Genomic DNA, 16,273 nt, shown 5'->3' on the forward strand with positions numbered 1-16,273 from the left:
TCAGACCGGCTCGAGAGCCTGCAGCAGGTCGCCGATCAGATCATCCTCGTGCTCGAGGCCGACCGACAGCCTGACCAGCCCTTCGGAGACCCCCATCTCCGCCCTCTCCTCCGGGGTGAAGCGCTGATGCGTCGTCGTGGCCGGATGGGTGATCAGGCTCTTGGCATCCCCGAGATTGTTGGAGATCCGGATGAGTTCGAGGGCGTTCAGGAAGCGGAAGGCTCCAGCCTTGCCTCCTTCGATCTCGAGGGCGATCAGAGTCGAGCCGCCCGTCATCTGCCGGGCGATGATCTCCGCCTGTGGATGATCGGTCCGGCCCGGATAGATCAGGCGGCGGATCTTGGAATGGCCCGCCAGGGCGTCCGCGACGGCGGCGGCCGTCCGGGTCTGGCGCTCGACGCGCAGGGGCAGGGTCTCCAGGCTCTTCAGCAGCACCCAGGCGTTGAACGGCGACATCGACGGACCGGTCTGGCGAAGCAGGGTGTGAACATGGGTCTGGATGAAGTCCTCGGAGGCCAGGATCACGCCGCCGAGGCAGCGCCCCTGCCCGTCGATGTGCTTGGTGGCCGAATACACCACGCAATCGGCTCCGAGCTGCAGCGGCTTCTGCCAGATCGGCGAGGAGAACACGTTGTCGACCACGAGCTTCGCTCCGGCCTGGCGGGCGATGCCGGCGACGGCTTCGATGTCGATGACCTCGAGCGTAGGATTGGCCGGGCTTTCCAGGAAGAAAACCTTCGTGTTCGGCCGAACGGCTTTGCGCCATGCATCGAGATCCGTTCCGTCGACCAGGGTGGCGGCCACGCCGAACCGCGGCAGGAGTTCGGCCACCACATAGCGGCAGGAGCCGAAGAGGGCTCGGGCCGCGACGATGTGGTCGCCCGCCTGAAGCAATCCCATCAGGGCAGCCGTTACGGCAGCCATGCCGGTCGCAGTCGCACGCGCGGCCTCGGCGCCTTCGAAGGAGGCCATCCGCTGCTCGAACATCGTCACGGTCGGGTTCGAGAAGCGGGCGTAGAGAAAGCCCGGGCTCTCGCCCGTGAACCGCGCCTCGCATTCCTCGGCGCTTTCATAGACATGGCCCTGCGTGAGGAAGAGCGCCTCGGAGGTCTCGCCGAAATCCGAGCGCAGCGTTCCGTCGTGGACAAGACGGGTCTGCGCATGCAGGGAAGGGTTTCGCGGGGAGCGTTCGCTCATGGGTTTTCCTTCAATCTCGCCCGGCCGCGGCGTCGGGACGGCTCTGGGCGTTCCACATGATGATGGGACGTCCGGCAAGAGGATCGCGCCTCTAGAGCCTCGGGCCCGAAGTTGGATCCACTTTTGGGATCGATCCGATGCTCACTGACCGAAGCGGCGCATCGTTCGGGGCGGACCCGGAGGGCCGCACGATGCGCTAGTTGACGCCCGAGCTCTGCGGCCCGCCGCCATGCTTCCCGGTGGCGACGGACAATCCGTAACGGATCCGGGCCCACAGGCGCTCGTGACCGTAATACAGCACGAGCTTGGTCACGACCTCGGTCGCGCCGATCGCCGCCGCCAGGCGAATGTCCTGGGTCAGGACGACCGCGGCGCCGACGGTCGCAACGGATCCGATGACCCGCCACGACATGGCCTTGAGAGCGCTTCGCCGCTTCTGTTCCCCGGACCACTTGATCCAGGCCAGCGGGGCATTGGTCCGGACCCCTTCGAGGTTGACCGGCAGTTCCGCAGCGGCGCCGTCGACGAGGCCGATCGCCACCGTGTCGAAGCTCTCCCGGTCGATGAGGATGAAGCCGCCGGTGCGACGGCTCTCAGCGTAGGGGTCGAAGGCGACAGGCTGATCCAGGGCGAAGACCACGTGGCCGACATCGTTGGCCCCGAGGGACGACACGGCCACGGCGGCGAGCGACGCCAGATCGATCCGCTGCCGCACGCGCACGACCCGCGCGGGCACGGCCGCCGCCCCAAGCTTCAGAAGAAACTGATCGCCTTCCTTCAGATGCTCGGTGGCCATCCAGAACAGGCGAGCCTCGATCCTGTCGGAGACCTGCGCCTGCCGCTCCATCGAAGCGATGACGTCGCCTCGGGAGATATCCACCTCGTCGGACAGGGTGAGCGTGACGGACTGACCGGTAACGGCCTCGGCCAGGTCGCCATCCATCGTCACGATCCGGTCGACGGATGTCTCCAGCCCGGAGGGCAGGACGCGCACCCGCGATCCCGGCCGGATCCGCCCGCTCGTGACGATGCCGGCGAACCCTCGGAAATCCGGACTCGGCCGGTTGACCCACTGGACCGGCATGCGGAACGGCGCCGCATCGGCCTTCTGCTCGACCTGGATGGTCTCGAGATAGGCGAGCAGCGTCGGCCCCTCGTACCAGCCCGCCTGCGACGACGGCTCGACTACGTTGTCGCCGTTGAGAGCCGACACCGGGATGGCGTCGATCCGGTCGAAGCCCAGATTGACCGCAAACGCCCGGAACTCCGCTCCGATCTGCTCGAATCTCTCCCTGGACCACGCGACGAGATCCATCTTGTTGATCGCCAGGGCCACGTGACGGATCCCGAGCATCGACACGAGAAGGGCGTGGCGGCGCGTCTGGCGCGTGATGCCCTTGCGCGCATCGATGAGCAGGATGGCCACATCGGCCGTCGACGCGCCGGTTGCCATGTTGCGGGTGTATTGCTCGTGTCCGGGAGTGTCGGCCACGATGAAGCTCCGCTGGTCTGTCGAGAAGAAGCGATAGGCGACATCGATGGTGATGCCCTGCTCGCGTTCGCTGGCCAGTCCATCGACCAGAAGGGCGAAGTCGATGCCGCCGTCCTGCGTTCCGTGCCTGCGCGAGTCGCGCTCGAGCGTTGCGAGCTGGTCGTCGAACAGACGCTTGGACTCGTACAGCAGGCGTCCGATCAGCGTGGACTTGCCGTCGTCGACGGAGCCGCAGGTGATGAACCGCAACAGGCTCTTGCGCTCATGCGCCGCGAGATAATCCTCCAGCTTGAAACTCTCGGGTTCGAGATGAACCGACATCAGAAGTAGCCCTCTTGCTTCTTGCGTTCCATGGACGCCGCCGTGTCCTTGTCGATAGCGCGTCCATGGCGTTCGGATGTGCGCGCTTCCAGCGTCTCGCGAATGATGTCGGGGAGCGTGGACGCCGTGCTCTCGACGGCCCCGGTCAGGGGATAGCAGCCGAGCGTCCTGAACCGCACGGACCGCAGCTGCGGCCGCTCGCCCGGATGGAGCGGCAATCTCTCGTCATCCACAAGGATGAGCATGCCGTCCCGCTCCACCACCGGACGCTCGGCGGCGAAATAGAGCGGCACGATGGGGATGTTCTCCCGGTGGATGTAGAGCCAGATGTCGAGCTCGGTCCAATTGGACAGGGGGAAGACACGCAGGCTCTCGCCTCGGCGCTTGCGTCCGTTGTAGAGCTGCCAGGGCTCGGGCCGCTGGCGCTTGGGATCCCACCGGTGATGGGCGTTGCGCAGCGAGAACACCCGTTCCTTGGCCCGCGACTTCTCCTCGTCGCGCCGGGCGCCGCCGAACGCGGCATCGAACCCGTACTGCTCGAGCGCCTGCTTGAGCGCCTGGGTCTTCATGACGTCGGTATGCACTTCCGAGCCATGGCTGATCGGACCGATGTTGCGGGCAAGCCCCTCCTGATTGGTGTGCACCAGAAGATCGATCCCGAGTTCGCGCGCCCGGCGATCCCGGAAGGCGATCATCTCGCGGAACTTCCAGGTCGTGTCCACATGCAGAAGGGGGAATGGCAGCCTTGCCGGATAGAACGCCTTGAGAGCCAGGTGCAGCAGGACCGAGGAATCCTTGCCGATGGAATAGAGCATGACGGGATTGTCGCTTTCGGCGACGGCCTCGCGCATGATGTAGATGCTTTCCGCTTCAAGGCGGTCGAGATGGGTCAAGCCCGACCGGAGCTCCATGCCGCCGGTCGGAAACCCTTGAGGCTCGGTCCGCTTCCGGGAGTGGGCCTCTCCCACGTCACGCCCGCCGATCATGGGAATGCTCCTGAATTCTCTGGGTGGGCACGAGATGCAGGCCACATTCCTTCTTGGCCTCCTGCTCCCACCACCAGCGGCCCGCACGCTCGGGCTCGCCGAGCCGAACCGCCCGGGTGCAGGGCGCGCAGCCGATGGATGGGTACCCCTGGTCGTGCAGCGGGTTGTAGGGAACGGCGTTGTCGGTGACATAGCGGACGAGGTCCTGCCGGCTCCAATCCGCCAGGGGATTGAGCTTGATCAGGCGATAGCCGTCGTCCTGCAAGGCCAGCGGCACAGCCGCGCGAAAGGCGGATTGTTCGGCGCGAAGACCCGTGATCCATCCGGCCGCCCCGGCCAGAGCCCGGCCCAGGGGCTCGACCTTGCGGATATCGCAGCAGGCTTTCCGGGCCTCGACCGAGTGACGGAAACCGTTGATGCCCTGACGGGCGATCAAGGCCTCCAGCTGGACGCGATCGGGACTGACCGCGTTGATCCGGCGCCCGTAGCGCTCCTCCGTCTGCGCCCAGAGGTCATAGGTCTCGGGAAACAGCCGCCCGGTGTCGAGGGTCACGAGCTCGATGTGAATGTCGAGGCCGGCCCGGAAGATTGCATGGGTGATCGCCTGATCTTCGAGACCGAAGCTGGTCGTGAAGACCAGGCGTCCGTCGATCGCACGCGATGCGAGAGCGAGCCTTTCCGCCAGGCCCCCTTCCTTCATGGCGCGGGCCAAAGCGTCGGCCTGCACGCCTCCTGAGCCCATATCCATCGTCGACATCTCCAAAGTGCAAAATCGAACTTGTTCTTAATAACGAACGGTGTCAAGGTCAGGCTGTACCGAACCGGGGCGCGAACCGCTCGCCGTCTCGACAAGGACGTCGCAAGAAGAGAATATTTTTCCCCCAAACGTGAAGAGCCAGGGGAGCAATATTCGCCGAAGCACGGGATGCAGAGATGGACCGCATCGACCGAAAAATTTTAGATCTTCTTCAGCAAGATGGCACGCTTTCTGTCGCGGATATCGGCCAAAGGGTCGGCCTCTCCCAGACGCCGTGCTGGAAACGCATCCAGCGCCTCGAGGCCCAGGGGGTGATTCAGCGCCGGGTCGCCCTTCTGGACCCGGAGAAGCTCGGGCTCGGCCTGACGGTTTTCGTCTGCGTGGAGGCCGGCGACCACACGCAGGAATCCCTGGAGCGCTTCGCAACGACGATCTCGACCATGAGCGAGGTGGTCGAGTTCCACCGCATGGCCGGGGATGTGGATTACCTGCTGCGGGTGGTCGTCCCGGACGTCAAGGCTTACGACATGTTCTACAAGCGCCTGATCGGCATCGTCCCCTTGAAGAACGTCAGCTCGCGCTTCAGCGTCGAGCGCGTGAAATCCACCACGGCCCTGCCGATCGAGATCACCGCCTAGAACATCGGACGCAAAAGTGGGAACCGGTTTTGCGTGAAAAGATGTTCCAAAAACAAAAGCTTGAAGCATCGGACGCAGAAGCGGAAACCGGCTTTGCGTGAAAAGTTGCTTCACACCAAAAGCTTGAAGCATCGGGCGTGAGTTCGATGACATGTCCGATGCTTGAGAGGTGCCGGAGGGCCAAGGAGTCCTCCACCCACCGACCTCCACCCACCCCCCTCCATCCACCGCCGACGCTCTGGCGCCGCGAAATTCTTTTCTCTCCGGGGCGGGTGAGACAAAAGAATTTTCTACCGGCACAGGTTCTTTAAAAAGAACGTTTCATTGACTTGTGATGCAACCCCGCGCGACACTCATGTCATGTCAGCATTCGCCCTCCTGCCTCAAACAGCGCCCTTCGGAGACGACGACCGGCTCAGCCTCGATCGCGTCCTGAGCGCGGCGTCTCCCATCCAGCGCGCGTGGCTCGCCGGCTTCCTGGCCGGGATCGATGCGGGTCAGGCGCCCCTCCCCCGGGTGGACGCACCGGCCCGGGCAGCGGAGCCGCTCACGATCCTCTTCGCCAGCGAGTCGGGCAACGCGGAGCGGCTGGCCCAGGACGTGGCGAAGCTCGCCCGCAAGAGCGGCTTCAAGCCAAAGATCGTCGATTTCGCCGATCTCGACGTGGCCGACCTGCCGCAGCACGGAAAACTGGCAGTGATCGCCGCCACCTGGGGCGAAGGCGAGCCGCCGGGGCGGGCTGCCCGGGCCTACGCGGATCTGATGGGACCATCGGCGCCTCGTCTCGACGGGACGAGCTTCGCCGTCCTGGCGCTGGGCGACACCGCCTATGCGGAGTTCTGCGGCGTCGGAAAAGCCCTCGATGCGCGGTTTGCCGAACTCGGTGCCGCGCGCGCGGCCGACAGGGTCGATTGCGATCTGGATTTCGAGGCGCCTGCCGCCGCCTGGATCAAGAAGGCGCTTGAAGCCTTCGCTCCGGCCCCGGAGAGCTCAGGCAACGTGGTGTCGGTCGATTTCGGTCCCCGCGTCAGCGTCGAGCCGAGCCGGGACCCGGTGATCGGCGAGGTCGTCGAGCATGTCAACCTGAGTTCCTCGCGCTCCGACAAGGAGACGATTCACCTGGCGCTCGGTTTCGACGGCGGCGCGCCTGCTTACGAGCCTGGCGACGCACTCGAGCTGTTTCCCGAGAACGACCCGGCCCTCGTGGACGCCGTTCTCGCGGCGACAGGAGTGCCTGCCGACGACAGCTTGCGCGCCACGTTGACGACCGAGCGCGACATCACGACCCTCTCGGTCAAGACCCTCGAAGCATTCGCCGCCGAGACGGGACATGCGGAGCTTCGCAAGCTCCTGGACGAGGGACAGGCCCGCGCCTGGATCGAGGGACGCCAGTTCATCGACCTCGTCGAGGCCTATCCCGCCACGCTGACCGGGCAGCAGCTCACGGCGCTCACCCGGCCTCTCCCGCCACGGGCCTATTCCATCGCGTCCTCGCGCCGGGAAGTCGGCGACGAGGCGCACCTTCTGATCGCGGCCGTCCGCTATGAAGCCCATGGGCGCGTGCGCCGGGGTGTCGCGTCGACCTTCGTGGCGGACCGGCTCAAGGCGGGCGCGACCGCCCGCGTCCGCTTGAAGCCCAACAAGCATTTCCGGCTGCCAGACCCTTCCACCGACATCATCATGATCGGCCCGGGAACCGGCATCGCTCCCTTCCGCGCCTTCGTTCAGGAACGGCGTGCCCTCGCAGCGGGCGGCAGGTCCTGGCTGTTCTTCGGCGACCGGCGTTACACGCACGACTTCCTCTATCAGCTGGAATGGCAGGATGCCCTGAAGGACGGATCGCTCGCCCGGCTGGACCTCGCCTTCTCCCGCGACACGCCGCAGAAGGTCTACGTGCAGCACCGACTCTGGGAGCAGCGCCGCGACCTCGTCGACTGGCTGGACAACGGCGCGCAGCTCTATGTGTGCGGCGATGCCAAGGCGATGGCGAAGGACGTCCGCGCCGCGCTCGTCGCGGCCCTGGCCGACGTGAAGGCCCTTTCCCCCGAGGCGGCCGAACACGCCGTCGTCGAACTCGAGCGCGGCCGGCGCTATCACCAAGACGTTTATTGAGAAGCACGAACGATGTCCAAGGAACTCTCGCGTAACGAGCGCATCAAAGAGGCAAGCGGCTTTCTGCGCGGCACGCTCGCGGAAGGCCTCACCGACATCGTGACCGGAGCGATCACCGAGGACGACCAGCAGCTGGTCAAGTTCCACGGCATGTATCTGCAGGACGACCGGGATCTGCGGGCCGAGCGGACGAAGAAGAAGCTCGAGAAGGCCTATTCCTTCATGATCCGCCTGCGGATTCCGGGCGGCGTCTGCACGCCGGCCCAATGGCTGCAGCTCGACCGGATCGCCCAGGACTACGCCAACGGCACGCTCCGCCTGACGACCCGGCAGACGTTCCAGTTCCATGGCGTGATCAAGTCGAACCTGAAGGCGACGATGAAGGCCATCGACGCGGCCCTCCTCGATACCCTTGCCGCCTGCGGCGACGTCAACCGCAACGTGCTGGCCTCCACCAACCCGCATCAATCCCGCGCCCACGCGGCGGCTCTCGATCTGGCCCGGTCGATATCCGGGCATCTCCTGCCGCAGACGCCGGCCTATCGGGAGATCTGGCTCGACGGAGAGAAGGTCGCCGGAGGCGAAGAGGTCGTCGAGCCCGTCTACGGCCGGACCTACCTGCCGCGGAAGTTCAAGACGGTGGTGGCCGTTCCGCCGTCGAACGAGGTCGACATCTTCGCGCAGGATCTCGGCTTCATCGCGATCCTCGACAAGAAGGGCGCGATCAAAGGATGGAACGTGACGGTCGGCGGCGGCATGGGCATGACCCATGGCGAGGAGGATACCTATCCCCGCACGGCCGACGTGCTGGGCTTCTGCCGGACCGAGGACGCCCTTGCCGTCGCAGAGGCGGTCGTGACCGTGCAGCGTGACTGGGGCGACCGCACCCTGCGCAAGCATGCGCGCCTCAAATACACCATCGAGGATCGCGGACTCGCGGCGTTCCGCGCCGAGGTCGAGCGGCGCATCGGCAAAGCTCTCGGCAAGCCGCAGCCCTTCCGGTTCGACAGCAACGGCGACCGCTACGGCTGGGTCGAGGGCGAAGACGGGCGCTCCCACCTGACGCTCTTCGTCGAGAACGGTCGCCTGCGCGATATCCCGGGCGGCCCTTCCCTCCTGACGGGCTTCCGCCGGATCGCCGAGATCCACGACGGCGAGTTCCGCCTCACGGCGAACCAGAACGTCATCGTGGCCGACGTGTCGCCTGAGAAGCGCTCGGAGATCGAAGCCCTCGTTGCGGAATACGGCCTGACGAGCCACGCCACGGCCCTGCGCCGCAACGCGATGGCCTGCGTGGCCCTGCCCACCTGCGGCCTGGCGCTGGCCGAGAGCGAGCGCTATTTGCCGTCGCTCGTGACGGCCCTCGAGGAGCGGCTCAGCCTTCGCGGCCTCGCCGAGGACGAGATCACGATCCGCATGACCGGCTGCCCCAACGGCTGCGCACGCCCGTACATCGCGGAGATCGGCCTCGTGGGCAAAGGTCCCGGGCGGTACAATCTCTATCTCGGCGGCGCCTTCGATGGGTCCCGCCTCTCGAAGCTCTACGGGGTCGACCTGCAGCACGACGAGATCGTCGCCGCTCTCGATCCGCTCTTCGCGGCCTATGCCCACGGCCGGAAGCCCGCCGAGCGATTCGGGGATTTCGTCATCCGGGCGGGGATCGTGGCCGCGACGGAGAACGGACGCGACTTCCACGCCAACACGGGCCCCCTGGCCGAGGCGGCGGAATGAGCGAGCCTCTCCGGCCCGAGGACCGGCGTCCCGCGCGCCTCAACGCCCTGCCGAAGCTACCGGTCTTCGTCGATCTCGCCGGGCGTTCGATTCTGGTGGCCGGAGGATCCGATGGGATCGCCTGGAAGGTCGAACTCCTCGCGGCGGCGGGCGGCACCGTCAGGATCGTTGCGGAGAACCCGTCGCCGGAGCTTCGCGCCGCCGTTCGAAACGACCCGGCGCATCTCACCCTTGTCCGAAGGCCCTGGCGTGAGGCGGACCTGGTCGCGGTCTCTGTCGCCATCGCGGACATCGAGGATCGGTACGAGGCGGAAGCCTTCGCCCAAGCGGCACGCCGGCACGGCGCCCTCGTCAACATCGTCGATCAGCCGACCTTCTGCGACTTTCAGTTCGGCACCATCGTCAATCGCGCTCCCGTCGTCGTGTCGATCTCGACCGATGGCGCGGCTCCCATCCTGGGCCAGGCCATCCGCCGGCGCATCGAGGCGGTCCTGCCCTCTTCGCTCGGCGCTTGGGCGCAAGCCGCGAAGGACTTCCGTGACCGCCTGCGGGAGATCGTGCCGTCGAAGCCGGGTCGACGCCGGTTCTGGGAACGGTTCGTCGATACCGCGTTCGTCAACGGATCCCAAGTTCGTGACGGCACGCTGGATCGCCTCGCCCGCGAAATCGGCGACGGCGCCCCGGAATCGCCCGGACGAGGTGAGGTCGTCATCGTCGGCGCGGGTCCGGGCGATCCCGAGCTTCTGACCCTGAAGGCCATGCGCGAGCTGCAGGCGGCCGATGTGATCGTCTACGACCGCCTCGTCACGCCGGCCGTCCTCGAACTGGCGCGCCGGGAAGCCCGCCGCGTCCATGTGGGCAAGGAGGGCCATGGCGCATCGTGCCGTCAGGACGACATCAACGCCCTCATCGTCGATCTGGCGCTTGCAGGCGAGCGCGTCGTTCGTCTCAAAGGCGGGGATCCCGCCATCTTCGGACGAACCGGTGAAGAGGTGGCCGCATGCCGGGAAGCCGGCGTTCCGGTCCGGATCGTTCCGGGCGTCACGACGGCAAGCGCCGCGGCGGCCTCGCTCAACGCGTCCCTGACCCATCGCGACCATGCTCAAAGGGTTCAGTTCATCACCGCCCATGACCGGCATGGGGATCTTCCGGAGAATCTGAATCTTGCGGCCCTGGCGGACCCGCAGGCGACGACGATCGTCTATATGGGCCGACGCACGGCATCCAGGCTGGCGACCCGGATGGTCGAGAGCGGCCTGCCGAGCGACACACCGGTCGTGGCCATCAGCAACGTGTCGCGCGACGATCAGGACAGCGTGCATTCGACGATCGGGAATGTGGCGCGCGGCATCGACCTTCCCCAGGACGGGCCGCTGATCATCGCCATCGGGGCATCCGTTGCCGCGCCGCGGGATATCCAGGATCAACCGTTCAACGCTTTCGACGCGCAGAAGCAGCTCCCTCCCGACAACGACCAGCTTGTTCGCGCATTGCTGGATCACTGAAAGCGGCTGACGCCTCCGTCACAACGGCCTTGCCGCTGCGGGCGCGGCAATCTGATCGAAATAGGCAACCCTGCCGGCGACGGCCGCTCCGACCGCGAGCCAGAACACAAGGATCCCGAAAATCATTTTGCGCGATGAGCGTGAATGTCCGTGAGACATGCTGTCGTGTGTGCCTGCTGTCATCTCCCTTCAATTTACAGGTCACACAGGCAAACGGACAGCATCTTCGACGTGACGATCGAAATTCAGAAGATCGTTCTCGTCATGGCCCGCCGTGGGTCGAAATCATTCCATGGACGCCATTCGGAGAAGCAAAAAAATTCCAAGGCTCGCTCTCGGCGAGGGAGCCTTGGTGAAGATCACGCTGCCGTCTCGCGACAGTGGACACTCACGCGAGCTTGGTGAAATCGATCGGCTTGGTGCGATCGAGCGACGCGCGCATCGGCGGGAGCGGATATTTCAGACCGGTCGCGCAATTGAACAGCACGACGCGCTCATCCACGCGCAGCCGACCGTCGGCGAGCGCCTGTCGATAGGCCGCGACGGTTGCACCGCCTTCCGGGCTCAGCAGAAGGCCGTCGTCACGCGCCACCGATGCGACCGCGTCCGTGATGGCCTCGTCCGAGACGGCCATGGCGAAACCGCCGCTGTCCCGCACCGCGCGAAGAATGAGGAAATCGCCCACGGCTTGCGGCACGCGAATGCCCCATGCGAGCGTATGGGCATTCTCCCAGCGGGTGGCCGTCTCCGTGCCTTCTTCGAAGGCCCGCACCATCGGGGCGCATCCTTCCGCCTGGACGGCGACCATGCGCGGACGCTTGCTGCCGATGAAGCCGATGGCCTCCAGCTCGTCGAAGGCCTTCCACATGCCGATGAGTCCGGTGCCGCCCCCCGTCGGATAGAAGATCACGTCGGGAAGCTCCCAGCCGAGCTGTTCCGCAAGCTCCAGCCCCATCGTCTTCTTGCCCTCGATCCGGTAGGGCTCCTTGAGGGTGGAGACGTCGAACCATCCCGTCGCCTCGCGGCCCTGCGCAACGAGCTTCCCGCAATCGTCGATCAGGCCGTTGACGCGATAGACGGAGGCTCCCTGAAGGGCGATCTCGGACAGGTTGATCTCCGGCGTGTCCTCCGGGCAGAAGACGGTGGCGCGCATGCCCGCGCGGCTCGCATAGGCGGCAAGAGCCGCTCCGGCATTGCCGTTGCTCGGCATGGCCAGATGCCCGATGCCGAAAGCCTTGGCCATGGACACGGCCATCACGAGGCCACGGGCCTTGAACGATCCCGTGGGAAGACGGCCCTCGTCCTTCACGAGCACCTCCCCGCCGCCGGTCTTGGACCGGGCGAGCGGAACGAGCGGGGTGGCGGTTTCTCCGAGGCTCACGATGTCCGCGGTGCGGCGCACCGGCAGGAGCTCGCGCCAGCGCCACAGATCGTTCGGACGCCGGGACAGCTCGTCCTTGCTGAGAGCGGCGCGAACACCCTCGAGATCGTAGCGCACCAACAGGGGCTTGCCGGCGCGGGAGAGATTGTGGGGCCTGTCCGCCTCGTAGACTTCGCCGGTCCAGGAACACTCGAGATGGGTGACGAAGGTCGGCCGATCGGAGATGAGATTTGCGTTGGCATTCATGGGATCGCCTTTTGACACCGTGATGGGAGCCATCGTGATGAGCCGCAGCGTCGCCAGCGGCACGGGAAGCGAATGAATACCGGATTCGCCGCGTCTGGGACATCACTGATCGTCGTGCAGGATCCCCGTCGGCACGCTCTTCTTCGGGCCTGCCCTAAGACGCTCGCTCTAATGTGCGACCGAGGCAGAGCATCGTCGTGCTGCACCGCGCGACGATGCTCTTCCGGCTGTCCTGTCGATCGACCGAGCGCAACGGTCTGCTTTCCGGTCTCCCCTACCGCCGCCAGTTGACCACGGCCACGCCCGCGAGCGCCATCAGGCCGCCGACGGCGCCGTGCATCGTCGGCACCTCCCCGAGCCAGGCGAAGCCCAGGAGAGTCGCGACCGGCGGAACGCAGTACATGAAGTTCGACGCGCGGCTCGCCGGCAGGCGCGACAGGGCGATGGCCCAGGTGCCGTAGGCGATCAGGCTCGGGACGAGGCCGAGATAGATCGCGGCCAGGGCCCCCGATGAAGGGGCGGCGGCGAACTGGCCGACACCGCTCGGGAGCCACGGAGCGAGGACCAGCGCGCCGAGCACCATGTTCCAGGCCGAGACCGTCAGCGGCTTGTGCCGGGCGAAGAGCGGCTTCTGGACCACGGTGGTCACCGAGTTGCAGAGCGCCGCTCCGAGGATGAGCAGGGCCCCGGTGTCGAGGCGCATCCCGTCGCCCTCGCCGAGCGCGATGAGCCCGATGCCGGCGAAGGACAGGGCCGTTCCTGTCCAGGCCCGGGCGCTGAACCGCTCGCCCAGCACGAGCATCGCGAGCCCGGCCGTCATGATCGGGTTCGTGTTGATGATGAAGCTCGCCGCCCCGGCCGAGACGGTCATCTCGCCCATGTTGAGAAGCGCCGTGTAAAGCGCCACGAACAGAAGGCCGCCCGCCGCCAGGCGGAGGAAATCGGCCGGTGTCGGCCAGCCCGGACGGGTGACGATGAGGAAGAGAGCGGCCGGCACGGCCGCGATCGCAAACCGCAGGGCGCCGAGCTCCATCGGGCCGAAGGCCTGCAGGCCGGCCCGGATGGCCGGGAAGGCCGACGCCCAGGCGAGGATCGTGACGATCACCGCAACGGCCGTCACATGGTCGAACGATAGGGGTTTGGAAGGATGGGCGGCACCGATGCTCATGGGACACTCGCGAAAGAAAGAGCGAGCCCGACAATTCGTCGTTCCGAGCTGATTGACAATCGAACAATTCAACGGTCAGCTGTGAGCATGAGTCATAGCTCTGCCCCCTTGCCACCTCTCGATGCCCTGCGGGCCTTCGAAGCCGCAGCCCGGCTCGGAAGCTTCTCGGCGGCTGCAAACGACCTGCACCTCACCCACGGCGCCATCAGCCGTCAGGTGGCCAAGCTCGAGCATTGGCTCGGGGAGCGGCTGTTCGACCGGCAGGCGCGCGGCGTCGCCTTGACGCCGCAGGGACAGCGCCTCCACCAGCGGACGAGCGAGGCCTTCGCGCTGATCGCGGACAGTTCGGACCGCTGGATCGAGAGACGGGGTGCGGCCATCGTCCGCCTGACGTCGATCCCATCGGTCAGCAGTCTCTGGCTCATGCCGCGCCTGAAGGCCTTCGAGGCCGGCGACCCGTCCCTGCGCATCGAGTTCGTGGTCGAGCATCGCAACATCGACCTCGAGGCCGAGGGGATCGATCTGGCCATCCGCTGCGGGCGCGGCACTCTGCCGGGACGGATATCCGTTCGCCTGTTCGAGGAAAAGTGCTTCCCGATCGCATCGCCGACGCTCGCGGAGACGCTCGGCGCCGGGCCGCCGGAACGGCTTCTGGACTATCCCCTGGTCCATGATTCCGATGCATCGGCATGGCGGGCATGGTTCGCCGCGCAAGGCATGGATTACCGCCCTCGCCCGCAGGACCGCCGCTTCGAGGATTACAACCTCGTCCTCGACGCCGCCGCCCATGGCCTGGGTATCGCGCTGGCCCGGCCGCCCCTGGCGGGCGATGCCTTGCGCACCGGGCGTGTCGCGGCGGTGGATCCGCGCACGGTGGTCAATCCCGTATCGTACTGGCTCGACCGGACCCCGGGCCGCCTCCGGCCGTCAGCCGCGGAACTGGCCCGGCGCATCATGACGGAGGCCGGGGTGAACGGCGCGGATGCCCGGACATTCCTGAGCGCGTGAAGTCGCGACGGCGGAAAGATCTCCATGCAGTTCAGAATGTTTCTGTCTCGACGCTCTCCTGGCTCCCGACAGTTCTTGCAACACATCAGGGACGAATTTGCCCCTACGGTCTCTTTTTGAGCCCCTGACGCTTATGTGAGAGAGCCGGTCTCGCCGGCGCTCGGGATGGTGCGGCTTGCCTTGTCGAGCCAGAACACGGCCCGCTCGTACCGCCAGTCGAGTCGAATGGCGCGCCGAAAATCTTTGATCGCCCGGTCGTACTGGCCGAGACCAAGGAGAATGCGGCCGCGGATGACATGGAACCGTGCGGAATGAGGCCGGCTCGCGGTCATGGTTTTGGGGTGGAAAAGCCCCTGGGTCCAGTCGGGAGCGAGACTCGGAAGCAATCCTTTGGGCCGGTGGACGCTGCTTTGATGGCAGGACATGGTTTCTCACCTGGGATGCATGGTGCTCGTGACCGCCTCGGTTCGGGACAGCGGACCGCTTGCCCGAATGACCAGGAGAGAATGTCGCCGATCGTCCTCGGCAGAAATCGGAGGAGCGTAAAGCCTGTCGGAAAAGCGCAGGAATCGCCCCTTTGCCAAGGGAACGGTGTTTCGGATCCGCCCGGGCGGACCTGATCGACGGTTCAGCCTCGCGGCAGGGCGGCCCCCTCCGCGTCGAAGACGTGGAGCGCCTCAGGAGGCAGAGCGACCCCGATGCGCTCGCCGATGGCATAGCGCCGCTGGCCGGGTGCCGAGACCGTGAAGACCCCGCCCTGCTCCGTCCGGCCATGCAGGATGGTCTCCGCTCCGAGCTGCTCGACGAGGGTCAGCTCGAGCGCGATCGCCCCCTGGTCGACGTCGGTCACGCTTACCTCATGGGGGCGAATGCCGATCACGATCCTGGAACCCGGCACCAGGTCGAGGTGCGGAAGCCTCTGCGGACGCCCATTCACCTGCACGCCCGCGCCGCCGTCCAGCGGAACGGCTTCGGCCTCGATGAAGTTCATCCGCGGAGAGCCGATGAACCCGGCGACGAACCGGTTGGCAGGGCTGTTGTAAAGCTCGAGCGGCGTCCCCACCTGCTCGATCCGCCCGTCGCGCAGGACGACGATTCGGTCGGCGAGCGTCATCGCTTCCGTTTGGTCATGGGTGACGTAGATCATCGTGGCGTTGAGCCGTTTGTGCAGGGCGGCGAGCTCGGCCCGCATCACCACGCGCAGCTCCGCGTCGAGATTCGACAGGGGCTCGTCCAGAAGGAAGATGCCGGGGCGGCGCACGATGGCGCGCCCGATGGCGACCCGCTGACGCTGTCCGCCGGAAAGCTGGCGCGGCTTGCGGTGCAGGAGCGGCTCGATCAGGAGCATCCGGGCCGCCTCCAGCACGCGCTTCTCGATCTCGTCCCGCGGCATCCGGCTGTTCTCGAGGCCGAAGGCCAGGTTCTGCCGCACGCTCATATGCGGGTAGAGCGCGTAGGACTGGAAAACCATGGCGAGCCCCCGGTCGGCCGCCGACACGTCGTTGACGATCCGGTCGTCGAGCCTGATCTCGCCCGAACTCGCGCGCTCGAGCCCCGCGATGGTGCGCAGCAAGGTGGACTTGCCGCAGCCGGACGGTCCGACGAAGACCACGAACTCGCCGTCCCTGACTTCGAGATCGATTCCGTGCAGGACGCGAACGGATCCGAACTCCTTGGCGACCCTGTGAAGAACGAGATGACTCACGACATGGTCTTTCCAGTGTGACCGGC

General features: G+C 66.3%; 12 protein-coding genes and 1 pseudogene. 5 read left to right on the forward strand and 8 right to left on the reverse strand.

Annotation, left to right across the window (positions count from 1 at the left end; genetic code table 11):
• The 4 genes from OCW50_RS10110 to OCW50_RS10125 form a co-directional block, all read right to left on the reverse strand.
• Entirely contained in the window at positions 1–1,197 is a 1,197-nt protein-coding gene (locus tag OCW50_RS10110) for an O-succinylhomoserine sulfhydrylase (protein WP_262269334.1), read from the reverse strand.
• A gap of 196 nt (positions 1,198–1,393) precedes the next feature.
• Positions 1,394–3,010, reverse strand: coding sequence for a sulfate adenylyltransferase subunit CysN (gene cysN / locus OCW50_RS10115; RefSeq protein ID WP_262297395.1), 1,617 nt, complete (start codon positions 3,008–3,010; stop codon positions 1,394–1,396).
• Complete coding sequence (gene cysD, locus OCW50_RS10120) at positions 3,010–3,921, reverse strand: sulfate adenylyltransferase subunit CysD (RefSeq protein WP_262297507.1); 912 nt, start codon at positions 3,919–3,921, stop codon at positions 3,010–3,012. The genes cysN and cysD overlap by 1 nt, the downstream gene beginning before the upstream one ends.
• A 58-nt stretch (positions 3,922–3,979) precedes the next feature.
• Positions 3,980–4,738 (reverse strand): phosphoadenylyl-sulfate reductase, encoded by a 759-nt coding sequence (locus OCW50_RS10125; protein ID WP_262269405.1) that lies wholly within the window; start codon positions 4,736–4,738, stop codon positions 3,980–3,982.
• Positions 4,739–4,929: 191 nt separating this feature from the next.
• Here OCW50_RS10125 and OCW50_RS10130 point away from each other — a divergent pair, with 191 nt between their 5' ends.
• The 4 genes and pseudogenes from OCW50_RS10130 to cysG all read left to right on the forward strand — a co-directional run bounded on the left by OCW50_RS10130 (position 4,930) and on the right by cysG (position 10,739).
• Positions 4,930–5,391: an Lrp/AsnC family transcriptional regulator gene (locus tag OCW50_RS10130; protein ID WP_262297396.1), complete on the forward strand. Its 462-nt coding sequence runs from the start codon at positions 4,930–4,932 to the stop codon at positions 5,389–5,391.
• A gap of 360 nt (positions 5,392–5,751) precedes the next feature.
• Positions 5,752–7,503 carry a diflavin oxidoreductase gene (locus OCW50_RS10135; RefSeq protein WP_262297397.1) on the forward strand — a complete coding sequence of 584 codons (1,752 nt, stop codon included), beginning with the start codon at positions 5,752–5,754 and terminating at the stop codon, positions 7,501–7,503.
• A gap of 24 nt (positions 7,504–7,527) precedes the next feature.
• Positions 7,528–9,234 (forward strand): annotated as a pseudogene (locus tag OCW50_RS10140) (NADPH-dependent assimilatory sulfite reductase hemoprotein subunit); the annotation flags it as partial.
• Positions 9,231–10,739 carry a siroheme synthase CysG gene (gene cysG / locus OCW50_RS10145; RefSeq protein WP_262297398.1) on the forward strand — a complete coding sequence of 503 codons (1,509 nt, stop codon included), beginning with the start codon at positions 9,231–9,233 and terminating at the stop codon, positions 10,737–10,739. The pseudogene OCW50_RS10140 and the gene cysG, both read left to right, overlap by 4 nt.
• A gap of 388 nt (positions 10,740–11,127) precedes the next feature.
• Here the strand turns inward: cysG and OCW50_RS10150 are convergent, their stop codons facing one another.
• Both OCW50_RS10150 and OCW50_RS10155 read right to left on the reverse strand, forming a co-directional pair.
• Positions 11,128–12,366 carry a threonine synthase gene (locus OCW50_RS10150; RefSeq protein ID WP_262297399.1) on the reverse strand — a complete coding sequence of 413 codons (1,239 nt, stop codon included), beginning with the start codon at positions 12,364–12,366 and terminating at the stop codon, positions 11,128–11,130.
• Positions 12,367–12,640: 274 nt separating this feature from the next.
• Complete coding sequence (locus OCW50_RS10155; RefSeq protein ID WP_262297400.1) at positions 12,641–13,534, reverse strand: DMT family transporter; 894 nt, start codon at positions 13,532–13,534, stop codon at positions 12,641–12,643.
• An 87-nt stretch (positions 13,535–13,621) separates the two neighbouring features.
• Here OCW50_RS10155 and OCW50_RS10160 point away from each other — a divergent pair, with 87 nt between their 5' ends.
• Positions 13,622–14,542 carry a LysR substrate-binding domain-containing protein gene (locus OCW50_RS10160; protein WP_262297401.1) on the forward strand — a complete coding sequence of 307 codons (921 nt, stop codon included), beginning with the start codon at positions 13,622–13,624 and terminating at the stop codon, positions 14,540–14,542.
• Between the two features lie 131 nt (positions 14,543–14,673).
• On the opposite strand, the gene OCW50_RS10165 is transcribed toward OCW50_RS10160, so the two are convergent.
• Positions 14,674–14,967, reverse strand: a complete 294-nt coding sequence (locus OCW50_RS10165) for a tetratricopeptide repeat protein (RefSeq protein ID WP_262297402.1) — start codon at positions 14,965–14,967, stop codon at positions 14,674–14,676.
• 203 nt (positions 14,968–15,170) lie between these two features.
• Complete coding sequence (locus OCW50_RS10170) at positions 15,171–16,247, reverse strand: ABC transporter ATP-binding protein (protein WP_262297403.1); 1,077 nt, start codon at positions 16,245–16,247, stop codon at positions 15,171–15,173.
• Positions 16,248–16,273: the final 26 nt, after the last annotated feature.

This window comes from Microvirga sesbaniae (assembly GCF_025460805.1).
Taxonomy (GTDB): domain Bacteria; phylum Pseudomonadota; class Alphaproteobacteria; order Rhizobiales; family Beijerinckiaceae; genus Microvirga; species Microvirga sesbaniae.